Below are 14,206 nucleotides of genomic sequence, written 5' to 3'. Positions count from 1 at the left end.
CCCTGACTTTTACTTAATACGTGTATTATTTTGTTTTGCATAGACAAGTAATAGTACTTATTGTAATGGCTGTAGTCGCTATATATACTAGAAATTTCCGGGTTGCGAAATTGCTTTATAGCACATAAAATTTTCGTCATAACAATTACTATTGTTTAGAAGTGTTTTAAAGCATTTGGTATTTGGGGGGGTAATGGCACGTCAAAGAGTAGTGATCGTAGGAGCGGGATTTGCTGGATTGTCGGCGACCCGTGCTTTGGGGAATACTAATTGTGAAGTGCTGTTAGTTAATCGAGAAAACTACCATACCTTTGTACCATTACTCCATCAGGTGGCAACTTGTGGACTGGCGCCATCCAATATTGTTTGCTCGATTCGGAATTTAATTAGAAAATATAACAATATAAAATTTAGTACTAGCGAAGTAAAAAAGATCGACTTAGAAAGTAAGATTGTCGAAGTTAACGATTGTTTAATTGCCTACGATTACTTGATTTTGGCGTGTGGCAGCACTTCTAAATTTTTTGGTGTACCCGGTGCTTGTGAACACTCGTTCAGCCTTAAATCATTGAAAGACTCAGTGAATATACGTAATCATCTACTGACTTGTTTTGAGGTAGCGCATTCTGAAGCGCGTATATCTCGACGGCAGCAGCATTTAACGTTTACAATCGTCGGAGGAGGTGCCACTGGGGTTGAGATGGCGGGTGAAGTCGCAACATTAATTTACGGTACATTAATAAAAGATTATCCAGGTTTAGATTTTCATAGAGTCCGAGTGTTACTGTTGCATTCAGGCAGTAGACTGCTTCCGGAAATGCCTCAAAGTTTGAGTGCTTACACCACACGTAAATTGCAAGAGTTAGGAGTAGAGGTACAATTAAATTCTCGTGTAACTAAGGTGACAGAAAACGCGGTTCATTTAGAGGACTCGCGCGTTATTCCTTGTCACACTGTAGTATGGACTGCGGGAGTAGAGGGAGCAAAGCCAGATAAATCAGAATTATTAACAAACTGTAACAATCAGGTTAAGGTATTTTCAACGCTACAAGTTCCAGAATATCCCGAAGTTTATGCAATTGGAGATTTAGCATCGTTACAAGATAAATATGTACCAATGGTGGCGCCAGCAGCAATACAGCAGGGGATAACAGCAGCTAATAATATATTACGACAAATCAAAGGTAAAAATCCGCAACCGCTACGCTATCAACATCAAGGTTCGATGGTAATTATCGGGCGCCATGCAGCAGTTGCAAATATAGGTAAAGTAAGATTAACAGGATCTCCAGCTTGGTTTTTGTGGTTAGGTATTCACCTCATGTGTTTGCCTGGAACTTATAACCGTTTGAATGTTTTGATCACTTGGGTATGGAGTTATTTTGCGCGCGAACATCCTATTCGTATGATTTTTAGACAAGATTATCTAGCTAAGTATAGAGACGTTGCTAATAGAAGTGTATATTCGGAAGATGAAAATCAGATGAGAAGTTGAGAACTAACTCATCAACGTCGTATTATTTTGCTACTTGTCTAGCTTGTTTTTCACTAATCCAGTCAATACATTCATTAGTTGTTTATGCGCCACCAGAGGAAGAACCAGGTACACTGCACAAAACCAAAGCCGAAGCTGTTGCTGCCGGAGCTACTGAACAGTAATTATACCCAGTACTTGGTTGGATGGTAACACTTAATTAAAAGAAAGGTCAAACCCTAGTAGAGGCGTTACATGTAACGTCTCTACTACAAAAAATATTTCGGAATTTAAGCTAAATTAAGCGTAATTATATTTACCGCTTTTAATTATTAATACTATCTATGGCGCCAGTTCTGATATTTTGGTTTGCTAACAGCTTTTTGAGTTTCTACACAGGGGGATTGATTGGAATTGGATTTATGAGTAGTACCGTGGCTTTACCTAAATTAATGGTGGCGCCTGTTATTATTTTACTAGGAGACTTTATTGGAGCAGCTTTATTCTGGTTGCTATTGATAATTTGGGAGCTTGTCGAAAATAGATTTGACCTACCAAAACCACCGGATAATATCGGAACTTTTTTGCTTTTTATTATGACAATCGCAGGTTTTGGGCTGGTTGGATTGGCTAGTGGTACTATTTTAGCTATTTCTTCACATCCAAAACGTCGTATATGCTTAATTTTATCTTTGATTGCTTTGTTTATCGTAGGACTAGCAAATATATTAGAATATAGAATTAAGTAGTTACAAGGTGTAAAGCTGAATGTAAAAAGTTATACTTAGTAATTTATCTATACCCTGTTCATATGTTAATTTAACAGATATGGCTAGAGACGCTTTTTATCAACAAGTCAAGAATGCTTTAATTAAGGATGGTTGGAAAATCACTGGTGACCCATTAACGATTCCCATTAGTGAAACAATTAAAGTACAGATAGATTTAGCAGCAGATAATGCAATTGCTGCTGAACGCGATAATGATAAAATAGCGGTTGAAATAAAAAGTTTTATTTCTTATACATATTATATAATTGCAGTAAGCAACGAAAGTAGCCGTAACAAATACAACACAGGAAGTAATCGAGATGACAATCTTCAACAAAGACATCTTTGGATTGGCGAAAGAAAATAACTTTTTCCGCAAAGAGATATTAACAAATGAACATAGTCAAATCGTATTGATGAGCGTTGAGCCGGGAGACGATATTGGCGAAGAATCCCACGATGTTGACCAAGTTTTGGTGTTTGTTGAAGGTGAAGGTGAAGCTGTATTGAACGGTGAGCGTAGTAAGATTCAAGCTAATTCACTGGTTGTAGTTCCAGCAGGTACACAGCACAATTTTATTAATACTGGTTCCACAATACTCAAACTCTACACTGTTTATGCACCACCAGAGGAAGAACCAGGAACGCTGCACCGAACCAAAGCCGAAGCTGTTGCTGCCGAAGCTGCTGAACACTAATATATTATTTGGAACATTTGTATAATTGACAAATGTTTTTGGTGCGTTAGAGCCAGTTTAATTTTTATTGTTAGTGCCAATTTTTTCAAGCTGTAACGCACCCTACACATAAATAATTGCTGTATTACAAAACGCTTGCTAACCCATCCGCGCGGTAATCACTTGCAGCTATCAAAACCCCATTATGTCTACAAATAATTTGACCACGACCGAAAAGCCCAATATTTGAACTATATTCTACATCGTGACCGCGCGCTGAAAGTTGTTGAGCTATGAGTTGCGGAACACTCGGTTCTAGATATACTTGAGAACCAATATTAAAACGCCATCTAGGAGCATCTAAAGCTGTTTGCGGATTCATGCCATAATCAGCCATATTGGTTACTACTTGTAAATGTCCTTGGGGTTGCATTGCTGCTCCCATGACTCCAAATGGTCCAATAGGTTGATTGTCTTGAGTGAGAAAACCTGGAATTATTGTATGTAATGAACGTTTACCTGGTGCGTATTGATTCGCGTGTCCTGATTCTAACGTAAATCCATAACCTCGGTTTTGTAATGCAATACCTGTATTATGTGTGAGTATTCCACTACCAAAGCCGTGATAATTTGATTGTATAAAAGATACCATTAAGTCATTATCCGCAGTTGCTAAATATACTGTTCCACCCGTTGGTAGTCCAGGGGAAGCAAGTGAGATAGCTGTGTCTGTAATTAAATTACGGCGCCCTGCTGCATAGTTTGGGTTAAGAAAATGCTCGGTAGGTGTAGTAAAAAAACGTTCATCAGCAACATATTTATATAAATCAGCAAAAGCTAGTTTTATTGCTTCGATTTGTAAGATGCATTTTTGTCTGGCGAGCTTGAACGACAAATTTATCCTGGTAAACATGGATTCTCAGAAGAAATGCGTTTGAAAGCATATAATTTTTTAGATTACTATCTTTTGTAATCGCTTTAGCCAACGCAATCTGCTAAATACAGCACTATTGCTGGTTTAGACATTATTAATTGTTGAATCTGTGCTTCTGTTTCTGATAAATTCGTTTTATTTTCGTTAGTATCATTTAGTTGCCAGGTAATTTTTTCTACTCCTAGTAGCTGTGCAAATGTGTCTGTTACTATTTTTTGATTAAATAATAATTGCTGGACTTGAAGTTGTTGTTCGTTTAGAGGTTCACTGACTTGAGGCGCCACTGTAGTAATTGTATTAACTACATCTGGTTTTACCCATGCTGGTTGCCAGTTGTTGAAGCCATCAAGAGTTTTGGGGAAGTTAGTTGATGCTTCTTTAATTAGTGTTTGCAAGATTTGCGCGTGTGGGCGCAGGCGTAGAATAAGGGTGGGTAGCCACGGTAATAGTGCAGTGTCGGGTACTGAGGCAAAGACTTTACTTAATAGTTCTACTACAAATCGGCTAATGCGGGGAGCAAAGGTCAAGGATAATATAAACCCGTTCAGATAGTCTGGAAAGGCGCCTATAAGCATTGGGTTATCCATGACTTGATTAAAAAAGTCACGAATTTGTTCTATGGTTCGCAGTGATAGTAACCATTCGGTCGTCCAAAGTAAACCAAGTTTGGCAGGGTCATCGAGTCCCTGACTTGCAAGTTTCACTCCTATTAATAACTGACTGCGGTTACAACCCAACGACAACGCTAAACTTTCCAGCGTGAAAATAAACCCTAACATTCCAGTAATTTGTTCGGGTGTAGTACCTCTATCTGCAAACGCTTGGGGTAGCAACGTCGCATAATGACTGTAACCTGTCGTAACAAAATTTTCTATCCAGTTGGGTAAACCTGTTGGTGTCGCGCGATAATAGTGTACCAAACGTCGAACTCTTTCAAAAACTTCTGGCGCCTCTTCTACTCCGGTTTCTTGTTTGAGTAATGAAATCGCATGTTCTCCTAACTCTTGCGTTAAACGCGGACTGCGAAGATATAAAATACTATCTTCAACAGCTTTGAGAACAATACTTGTTTTTGCAGTACTATCAAAAGCAGATTGTTTGAGTCTTTGCCCTAATACCTGTTCTATTGTTACCCCTTCGTACCCCAGCATTATTATAGAGCGCTGGTATTTACCAATGCGAATTTCCCAAGATTCTTGCACAGGTTTAAATCCAAGGCTACGCTCACCCATAATTGGCTGTACAATATGTGTACCCAATAAATAATGAATTTGCCATAGTACATGTGAACAGGCTAATAATTCGGGTTTTTGCTTGAAGTCCATTAGCGCACGTTGGTTAGTTTGCGCGAGCAAGTTAACTTTTAAAGGTTCCAAACGGTCATAGATATTTTGTGCTAATGGTGGTAATGAAGCATAACCAACAGTACCAATTCTGTCACCACCAAGTAAAATTTGACAAAGCTGCTGAATATTGCGTTTTTTCGGTGTGCGGTCTTTTTCTAAACAGGTAATAGCAGCATCTTGAAAATCATATGGTGTTGGATACGCGCGGTTTCTTATTCCCGCAAGTAACATTGAAGTTTGATATATTGCTATGGAATCTGCTGTACTAGCTAAATACGCATTTTTACGTGCTAAAGCTACAATATCAGCACACCATTGCAACAGTTGTTCGTTGTCTGCTTCTACAAACTCCGGTGAACGCATCAAAAAGCTGCTTAGTTCAATAGGAGTTGTTACTGGTTCAACAGAAGCATTATCCTCTTTGTTCGCTTTGTCTGCTTTTTCTTCCTTTCCAACGATGAAGGGTTTTAACTTTGCTACTTTCAAACTTTTCTTCCAACTTGCTTCTGCTAGGGAAACAGTTCCGGCTGGGTGGTAAAATTGATATTCAATAGCGGCAAAGCTTGATGGAATCAAACCATATAGCCATTTTGTTTGAGTACGTTCGGGTATTTCCCATAAAGTATCACTAGCTACGCCGTATTCTTCAACATCTTTAACTATATGGGCGGCGCCACATATAAACAAAGCTTCATCGGGTTTAATTTTACTTGAATGTAAGTGTTGTTTAATACGAGTCCACATATACCGCTCACGCAAGCGGTCAGTTTCAATATCTTTATTTCTTGTTCCCAGACGCCGCATTAAGCTACCAATAAGAAACATGACCTGACGATAAGTATCATAACTGGCGCCAATAATTGCAGCTTCGACATATTGATCCCACCACTCAGCAAAGTGACGTGTATTCGAGTTTCTTAATAAAAATGTGAGAAATTCCTCGTATGTAGGAACAAGACTACCAACTTCCACTCCAACTGCGGCGCCGTGCATTTTCGCTTCGTCTGAAGCAGGTTCCTCTTGTTCTTCTTGTTCGAGTTTATTAGAATCCCATTGAAAGACAAAATCAGCTGCTCTATCAACAAATACTAACTCAGTCTCAGGATGCTGTAAACAATAAGCGATTGCTTGATATTCTGCTGATGCTTCGGTTAGTGGCGCCACTATACTAAGAGGCATTAATTTGGGTGAAAATGTCTCTGACTCTGCGGCAAATGCTTGAAGTGCAACGGGTAATTTACAGTCGCGTAAATTTTCAACCGTTGGTAATAAATCTTCACATAATTCTAGATAAATTACTTTGGGTGCCTTTTTACGTAAACGCTGCACCATTTGTAGTGCAGAAGATGGGGAGTGGTGACAAACTGGGAATATTTCTAACGGTTCGGTTGTTGCTGTTTCTACGTCTTTTACTAAGTTTGTTAGGAAGTCGCTTAGGGGTTGAGCGTCGGTTGCAAAGTTTTCGGCGGCGCTGAGCAGTTGCTGTTGTAGGGTGTTTAGAGTGGGGAGGTTAAGCATTTTCTTTTTTACCACAGAGACACAGAGTACACAGAGGGAATTATTTTGATCCCCCCAACCCCCCTTAATAAGGCTACTGTGTACACACAAGTCTCTAAAAGTAACTTTTCTTTCTTTGCGCCTTTGCGTCCTTTGCGGTTATTTTTTTAACGAACCGCAAAGAACGCAAAGAAGGCAAAGGGAAGGAATGTAAGAATTATAAAAAGATGTGTGTACACGGTAGCCGCGTGGAAGGGGGGCTAAAATTTTGTTGAATTTACTATTATTAAAGGTGTTAAAATTCCTCTTAAAGTCCCCCTTATTAAGGGGGATTTAGGGGGATTAATTTTAGGGTTATTTTTTCATTACTTCCATTGCTTGTTTACCACCTTCAAGAAAGTTTTCCCATTCTCCTTTTTTCTCTTTACTATGTTTCTCGACTACTGCGTGCCAAAATTGGTTCATTACTGATACGTCTTCTGGTAAACGGCGCACTAATGTACCTACTAATGAACGTGCGAGTGTGTTTGCTTCTAAAGAAGTGGCGCCAAAGAAGCGACTATGAAGAATTGCATCTTCTAGTACACCTATTTGTTCGGCGGTTGATAATGAAGATTCTAAACGCTGGTCGTCGGAACTGGCGTCTGCTGTGGTTTCTCTGAGGTCGGCAAATGTTTGTAAGAGTACATCTAATAGTGTTGGTGGCACGTCTACATCAAAACCGTGACGACTCATTAATTCTTGAGTGCGGAATAAAATAATTTCTTTCTCTTGCTTTTTGTTAGTGACTACTGGCATGTGAACAAAGTTAAAGCGGCGTTTTAATGCTGAGGAAAGTTCATTTACACCTCTGTCACGACTGTTTGCTGTGGCAATGACATTAAATCCCGGTTGAGCAAATGCGATATTATCAGCTTTGAGTTCGGGAATTGAGACATATTTCTCACTCAATATAGATATTAATGCGTCTTGCACGTCGGATGTACAGCGCGTTAATTCTTCAAACCTACCCATTGCTCCGCTTTGCATTGCTGTCATTAATGGTGAAGGAATTAATGAGTCTATTGACTGACCCGCAGCAATAACCATTGCGACGTTCCAAGAATATTTGATTTGGTCTTCGGTAGTTCCTGCAGTACCTTGGACTACATATGTTGAGTTGCCACAAATTGCTGCTGCTAAAAGTTCTGCTAACCAGCTTTTACCTGTACCTGGGTCGCCAATTAATAATAAACCTCTATCAGAAGCAAGCGTTACTATCGCGCGTTCGGCAATAGCTGTATCACCATACCATTTTTGTTGTATTTGACGGTCAAGTTTTTGTGCTGGTGTACTGCCCAATATAAAAGTGCGTACCATTTGTGGAGATAGGCGCCAGGAGAAGGGTTTGGCGCCTTTGTCTATAGAGGCAAGATATTCTAATTCTTCTTTATATTTAATTTCCGCTGGTTGTCGTAGTATTGTAACGGTGTTGGTTGTATTACTTTTTGCTTTTGCCATTTTTATTTCCTCGTTTTAATTGAAATTAGGATGAATAACCACAAAGGCACAAAGGACACGAAGAAAGAGGGTTGTTCTTTATTCCTTTGTGTTCTTTGTGTCTTTGTGGTTCATTCCTCTTACGCGACAATTACTTTTTTTAATTCCTGTATCAGCTTCTTTGGGCTACCTGTTAATATTGGCGTACCAAGTTCTTTCAACTGATTGCGAAACCATTGGTTAACACTAAAATATCCAGAACTAGTTACTGCTCCCACAGGTATAAAATGTAAACCTGATTCTTTTAATGATTTAATGTAGTCAAATAGTACTTGGTCGCTACCTCCTTCGTAAAAGTCGGAAATTAATACTAAAACCGTGTTTTGCGGTTCTAATATTTTCTGTGCAGCTTCTTGCATGGCGCCGTATATATAAGTACCACCTCCCAGTTGAGTTCGTAATAACACTTCAAATGGGTCATTTACCCACGGTGTTAAGTCGAGTACTTGTGTGTCGAATGCTATTAGATGTACGTCAACGTTAGGAAGTCCAGCAAATATTGAAGCAAGAATTGTACATTGCACCATTGCATCCACCATTGAACCTGACTGGTCAACAACAACTACCATGCGCGTTGGCGTTTTCTTTTTTGCTGTATGGTGATAATAAAGACGGTCTACATATAAACGCTGTTGTTCAGGGTTCCAATTTGTCAGGTTTTTCCAAATTGTGCGTTTTAAGTCTAAGTTACGAAATACACGTTTGGGTGGTACTGAATAATCTATTTTGCCGGAGACGGTTTGCGCTACCTGGAGTTTTAGAATTTCTGCAAGTTCGTTAATATATTCTTGAATGAGACGTTTGGCGTTTTTGAGCGCGTTTCCTGATAAATTGGCTTTGTCGCGTAGTAGTTGCTCGACTAATGACATTGAGGGTGTTAGTTGACTCGCTAATTTGTCATCTTTGAGAACTTCGCGTAATGCCATCCGCTCAATTATCTCACCTTCTAAGGCTTTTAGTGTCGCGCGTAATTGTTCTTCTGTAACAGTAAAACCTTCACCCTTTCCACTTCCTGCACCCGTTGGGGATGGTGTGTTTCCATCGGAACTTTGGTTTGTTCCTTGCTTTTGTCCTTTATTTCCAGCACCTATTTGCCCTCGCATACTCCCTGGTTTATAACCAAGTGCTTTTTCCAAGTAGCTGACATCTTTGAGCCAAGTCGCATATTGTTGTGCTGTAATTACACTACATTGAGTATTGGGACCAAAAGCATTTAGTAACAATTTGGAAAAAACAATTCCACGACGTAATGTAGCTGTTTCTTCCTCTTGTGTATCTTCGTGAGGTAATATCTCGTTATTAAAATTAGCTTCTAACTCTGGATAACGATGTAATAAATTCTCAATGCTTATATTTGGATCAAGAATTAATTGTGGTAAACCTAACTCGTCAACTATCTCACTCGACATCTGCTCAAAGTTGGCACCTTGTTCTTTTAAGCCGAACATACTACCAAGCAGGCGCCAGTAAATAACTTGACGACGTTGGGCAATTTGATTTGTGTCCATTGTTATATCACCTCAACCACGAAGTAAACGACTTGCTCGTTCTTGTAACATGCCAACAACGCTAGTTTTTGGCGGTGACTTGATTATTTTTGCTGCATTTTGCCCTGTAAAAATAGTTTTATTTTGTACCGTCACTGCTAGTGGTTGCACTGACCACTGTCCCGCATCAAACCGTAATAACCCAAACATTTGCGATGATTTGGAAATTGTCTCTATATTCAATTCTGATAAACTACTAATGCGTTTCGTGGCAATTGCTAACGTACCCGCATCACCCCAACTTAAATGAGTGTTATTCACTTTGTAATTACTCAAAAATATTGGTTCTGCAAGCTGTATAGGATGTCTATCTGACGGCACTACTACACAAGGTACAAATGAATTAGTAGCGTTATCAGTGAAAAATGTCGATGCTTTATTCATCAAGTTGTAGTCTTTAACAACTTTACCTTGACCTGAGTACAATAAATCTCCTGTTGGTAACAAAGGTACATCATCCAAGCGTAAACTCTGATTGTTCGCAAACGCATTTAATAAAGGCGCCGCTGAGTTAAATAATAACCAAGTTTGCTCACCGTTGATGACATCTACTTTATAAGCAGATTGGGTAATTCTAACGAATGTGGAAACAGTGTCATAATTTAAGAGACCATAAGCAGTAAAACTAACTACATTTGCATGGTGTCGCAAGTCCATTCCCAAAACTTCTAAGTCTCCAGAAACTTGCTTTGGTTTTGGTAATAAAGTCGGTTGTAAAGCACCAACCATTAACTGTGTCCATAAATCTACCCAACGATAGATAGGAATTGTCGTGTTATCTGCAACGGGAACTGCGCTTATTAACTCGTTAAAATATCCTGTTAGTATTGCAGCTTGGCGCCAAAGTAATGGTTCACTTTGAATTGACTCTAGAGTTGCCATGAAAGGAAGCAATGTTGCACGCTCTAGACGCGCGTAACCAACTAAAGCAATTTCCATTAACCAATGACGCACACTTTCTAACCAAACTTTTAAATGTGCTGGAACTTGACTATCATCTTTTTCAATTTCTATTTCAACTATCTCTGTCCGACCTAACAAACCTCTCGCATGTTGTTGTAATGTATCAAATAATGAACCATGTAACGAAGCACGCGCGCAAGCCAAAACTGCAAAGTGCTTCTCTATATATTCAGAACTTTGAATAGCATTGCAAGCATCACTTACAGATTGTTGTAGAGGTGTTCCCGTAAACACACGCTGTAAAACATTTAAAGTATCCAAATGTTCGTTCGCTAAATTAGCAAAACCAGCAAGGAAACACTGGTCTAAGTCATCAATCAAATTTAAAGTTGCTTCTGTACCATCAGGTAGTTGATTCAGTGCGTTAAATAAAGCCATATATTTAATATCTTGCTAAATATCTTATTCCGCAAACCAAGTCATCTCAGGTAAAGGAATATTCGCGCTTTTTAGCTCCAAATAGCGTAAATAATTGAGGAAACGGCTAAATACCTGACTTTTCTGTTCCTTTTTCTCAGAACCTTTACGAGAGAGGATATCGTTTATAGAATTAATCTGACCTGCACTTTTTTCAGATACCTTTAGGTAATTACTAACTTGGTCAACTCCATAAGCAGCAATAGCTTCTGCAAGTAAAGCTTGTAAATGCTTACAGGGATAACCTCTTAACCCTCCACAAGGACGGTTATTATTGGTGCTGCAATAATAATCAAGTGTTTTGGCTTCAAAGGACGAAACGTAAACCCGTTGAATATCAGAACCACTCGACACAACACCCTGTAACCGACCATCAAAGAGTTCAACGAAAGGAACCTGTTTGACATCACGCTTACCGGAAGTGTAATTACCGTGACTAGCGAAAGAAGACTTATGCATAAAACCTTACAAGCCCGTTTGCTCTATACAATGATGTCTAAGTTACAGTTGCGAAAACAACCATAATCACACTGAATATTTCTGGTGTTTGAAAGTTTTAATTAAGTAAAGTTACTTGATACATTTATACTAAAAAATATCGAGCTAGTCAAGTATTGCTTAAAAAACTTAATAAAACCTGGCAACGGATGTAACGGATGCTATCATGTTCAGTTGAATACGCGCCTCGGTAGAGACGCGATTGATCGGGTCTTTCAAGAATGGTTAGTTTCTAGCTTTACCGCTGAAATTCTCCGACAAAGTTGGTATCCTGTGTTATTCTTTCCACCTTAATTTGCATAAGTTGTCAGGCGCCAGATATAGAGATATACAGACTGTTAGTGCTGAAGAAAATGGTACGTCGTTTAAATCTAGCGTCTCAATTTACACTGATTTTATCAATAATCTTTATTATTGGAATTTTTATCGGTGGTTTGTCGTTGTCGAAAGCTCTTGAAAATAGGGCTACTGTCGAAATGACTTACCGAGCGCAGTTGGCTATGCAATTAGTTAATGCGGTTAAAAGTTATACGAGTAATGATATAGCACCGTTGCTGGCTTCGGTAACAAACCCAGCAGAGCGTTTTTTTCCGGAGACTGTACCAAGTTTGAGCGGGAGGAGGGTATTTGAGAAGTTTAAGCAGGATTGGAAATATAAGGATTTAGTATATAAAGACGCGACATTAAACCCAACTAATCCCCATGATAAAGCGGATTTGTTCGAGGCGAATTTGATATATAAGTTTGAGCAGAACCGTGCTAATACTAGTTTATCTGGGTTTCGGGCTACAGGCGGTGAAGAAATGTTCTATAGTGCCCAACCGCTCGTTGTTAATAATGCAACTTGTTTAAAATGCCATACTTCACCGTCAACGGCGCCGAAAAGTCACGTGAAGCTGTACGGTGATAAGAATGGGTACGGTTGGAAGCTAAACCAAATTATTGGAACTCAGATAATTTATGTTCCTGCGAGCGAAGTGTTTGAGAACGCGCGCAAAGCACTTTTGATGTTTATTAGTATTTTTATCATAATTTTTGCATTAGTTATCGGCTCCATTAACTATTTACTTAGGTGGAGAGTTATTCAACCTTTAAAACCTATGGCTCAACTTGCTTCTTATATTAGTCAAGATACGGTTAGTACAAGCGAGGTTCGCAGTGTAGAACGTTCCACCTTGACAAAAATAGCGAAACGCAGTGATGAGTTTGGGTATTTGGGAAGAATTTTCCTTAATATGGTGCATGAAATTTACGCGCGTGAGCAGCAATACCAGTTACAGTTACAGCAGTTACAAGTTGAAATTGACCAGAGTAAACGTCAGCGCGAAGTAGCTGAGATCGAAGAAAGCGATTATTTTAAAAACCTTCAAAAAACAGCAAAAGAAATTCGCAATCAGTGGGATAAATAGGAGAAATTAACAATGGCTAAAATTATATCAATTCATTCATTCCGTGGTGGTACAGGTAAATCTAATATTACCGCTAACCTGGCAACGCTGACCGCGCGCGCTGGATATCGTGTGGGTATTGTAGATACAGACATTCAATCACCAGGTATTCACGTTCCCTTTGGTTTAGATGATAGCCAAATCAAATATACTCTTAATGATTATCTATGGGGACGCTGTAATCTCGAAGCTGCGACTTATGATGTTAGTTCGGTTTTTACAACTCGACAAAAAACAGGATGGTTCAATAATAACCGAGGTAAGATTTATCTAATTCCATCGAGCATAAAAACTAACGAAATATCTAAGATTATACGCGAGGGATATGACGCGCGTTTACTCAATGACGGGTTTCGTCACCTGATACAGCATCTTAAACTCGATTACTTATTCATAGATACACACCCAGGAATAAATGAAGAAACGCTGCTATCTGTAATTATCTCAGATGTACTAATAGTTATCCTGCGTCCAGACAAGCAAGACTACCAAGGAACCGCTGTTACTATCGATGTCGCGCGGAAATTAGAAGTCCCCAAAATGCTTTTAGTTGTAAACAAAGTATTATCAAGCGTTAATCAAGAAGCACTGCGTAAACAAGTACAAAAAAACTATAGCACTCCGGTTGCAGGGATTTTGCCTGTATGTGAAGAAATGTTTCAATTAGCAAGTAGCGATATATTTTCGTTGCGTTATCCAGAGCATCCCTGGACAAAAACCGTAAACTTAATTGCACAACAATTAACCGATAAGCAACCAGCAGCAAAACCATTCTCGTTTCGATAAGTCCTTTTAGCAACGGATGTAACGGATGTAACGGATGGTGTATGTAATTTATTTGACGTTGTAGGGTGCGTGAAGGCTACCAAGAAATTCCAACGTAGTTATAAGACCTGTAGCCTTCACGCACCAATTTTCTTTCTTCAATATAACAAGCTTGATAAATTAATCATTTCTTTACAGAATATACTATTATGAAGCGTTTGTCAGGTATCTTAAATGGTATAATAGATATAACAAAACAACAAGCATTGCAACTAAATCTAACTTGAAAACGTAACTGATTGCTAAAGATTTTGTAAGCCTATAAACTATG

The 14,206-nt window shown here is 39.0% G+C and carries 13 protein-coding genes; 7 read left to right on the top strand and 6 right to left on the bottom strand.

Features of this window, described 5'->3' with window-relative positions; translation table 11 throughout:
• Window positions 1–193: 193 nt before the first annotated feature.
• The 5 genes from AC2JBO_RS13115 to AC2JBO_RS13095 all read left to right on the top strand — a co-directional run bounded on the left by AC2JBO_RS13115 (window position 194) and on the right by AC2JBO_RS13095 (window position 2,942).
• Window positions 194–1,495, top strand: coding sequence for an NAD(P)/FAD-dependent oxidoreductase (locus AC2JBO_RS13115; protein ID WP_496954099.1), 1,302 nt, complete (start codon window positions 194–196; stop codon window positions 1,493–1,495).
• On the top strand, window positions 1,492–1,659 hold the full coding sequence (locus tag AC2JBO_RS13110) for a hypothetical protein (RefSeq protein ID WP_496954098.1): 168 nt from the start codon (window positions 1,492–1,494) through the stop codon (window positions 1,657–1,659). The genes AC2JBO_RS13115 and AC2JBO_RS13110 overlap by 4 nt, the downstream gene beginning before the upstream one ends.
• A 237-nt stretch (window positions 1,660–1,896) precedes the next feature.
• A complete protein-coding gene (locus AC2JBO_RS13105) occupies window positions 1,897–2,223 on the top strand; it encodes a hypothetical protein (protein WP_496954097.1) in 327 nt (108 codons plus the stop codon).
• Window positions 2,224–2,302: 79 nt separating this feature from the next.
• Entirely contained in the window at window positions 2,303–2,611 is a 309-nt protein-coding gene (locus tag AC2JBO_RS13100; protein ID WP_496954096.1) for an element excision factor XisH family protein, read from the top strand.
• A complete protein-coding gene (locus AC2JBO_RS13095; protein ID WP_496954095.1) occupies window positions 2,565–2,942 on the top strand; it encodes a cupin domain-containing protein in 378 nt (125 codons plus the stop codon). Before AC2JBO_RS13100 ends, AC2JBO_RS13095 begins: the two co-directional genes overlap by 47 nt.
• 124 nt (window positions 2,943–3,066) lie before the next feature.
• Here the strand turns inward: AC2JBO_RS13095 and AC2JBO_RS13090 are convergent, their stop codons facing one another.
• The 6 genes from AC2JBO_RS13090 to AC2JBO_RS13065 all read right to left on the bottom strand — a co-directional run bounded on the left by AC2JBO_RS13090 (window position 3,067) and on the right by AC2JBO_RS13065 (window position 11,623).
• Window positions 3,067–3,834, bottom strand: a complete 768-nt coding sequence (locus AC2JBO_RS13090) for a gamma-glutamyltransferase (RefSeq protein WP_496954094.1) — start codon at window positions 3,832–3,834, stop codon at window positions 3,067–3,069.
• A gap of 65 nt (window positions 3,835–3,899) precedes the next feature.
• A complete protein-coding gene (locus tag AC2JBO_RS13085; protein WP_496954093.1) occupies window positions 3,900–6,719 on the bottom strand; it encodes a DUF5682 family protein in 2,820 nt (939 codons plus the stop codon).
• A gap of 333 nt (window positions 6,720–7,052) precedes the next feature.
• Entirely contained in the window at window positions 7,053–8,198 is a 1,146-nt protein-coding gene (locus tag AC2JBO_RS13080; protein WP_496954092.1) for an ATP-binding protein, read from the bottom strand.
• Between the two features lie 119 nt (window positions 8,199–8,317).
• The gene (locus AC2JBO_RS13075) at window positions 8,318–9,745 is read right to left on the bottom strand and encodes a vWA domain-containing protein (RefSeq protein WP_496954091.1); all 1,428 of its coding nucleotides are present in this window, start codon (window positions 9,743–9,745) and stop codon (window positions 8,318–8,320) included.
• Between the two features lie 12 nt (window positions 9,746–9,757).
• Complete coding sequence (locus tag AC2JBO_RS13070; protein WP_496954090.1) at window positions 9,758–11,125, bottom strand: hypothetical protein; 1,368 nt, start codon at window positions 11,123–11,125, stop codon at window positions 9,758–9,760.
• 24 nt (window positions 11,126–11,149) lie between these two features.
• The gene (locus AC2JBO_RS13065) at window positions 11,150–11,623 is read right to left on the bottom strand and encodes a hypothetical protein (protein ID WP_496954089.1); all 474 of its coding nucleotides are present in this window, start codon (window positions 11,621–11,623) and stop codon (window positions 11,150–11,152) included.
• A gap of 392 nt (window positions 11,624–12,015) precedes the next feature.
• Here AC2JBO_RS13065 and AC2JBO_RS13060 point away from each other — a divergent pair, with 392 nt between their 5' ends.
• Complete coding sequence (locus AC2JBO_RS13060; protein WP_496954088.1) at window positions 12,016–13,071, top strand: Tll0287-like domain-containing protein; 1,056 nt, start codon at window positions 12,016–12,018, stop codon at window positions 13,069–13,071.
• A gap of 12 nt (window positions 13,072–13,083) precedes the next feature.
• Window positions 13,084–13,896 carry a MinD/ParA family ATP-binding protein gene (locus AC2JBO_RS13055; RefSeq protein WP_496954087.1) on the top strand — a complete coding sequence of 271 codons (813 nt, stop codon included), beginning with the start codon at window positions 13,084–13,086 and terminating at the stop codon, window positions 13,894–13,896.
• Window positions 13,897–14,206 lie beyond the last annotated feature (310 nt).

The sequence above is a fragment of the Calothrix sp. CBUCES-K 9914 genome (assembly GCF_059640475.1).
Note: the sequence above shows the minus strand (reverse complement) of the source record. Positions and strands in the feature narration are given on the sequence as shown.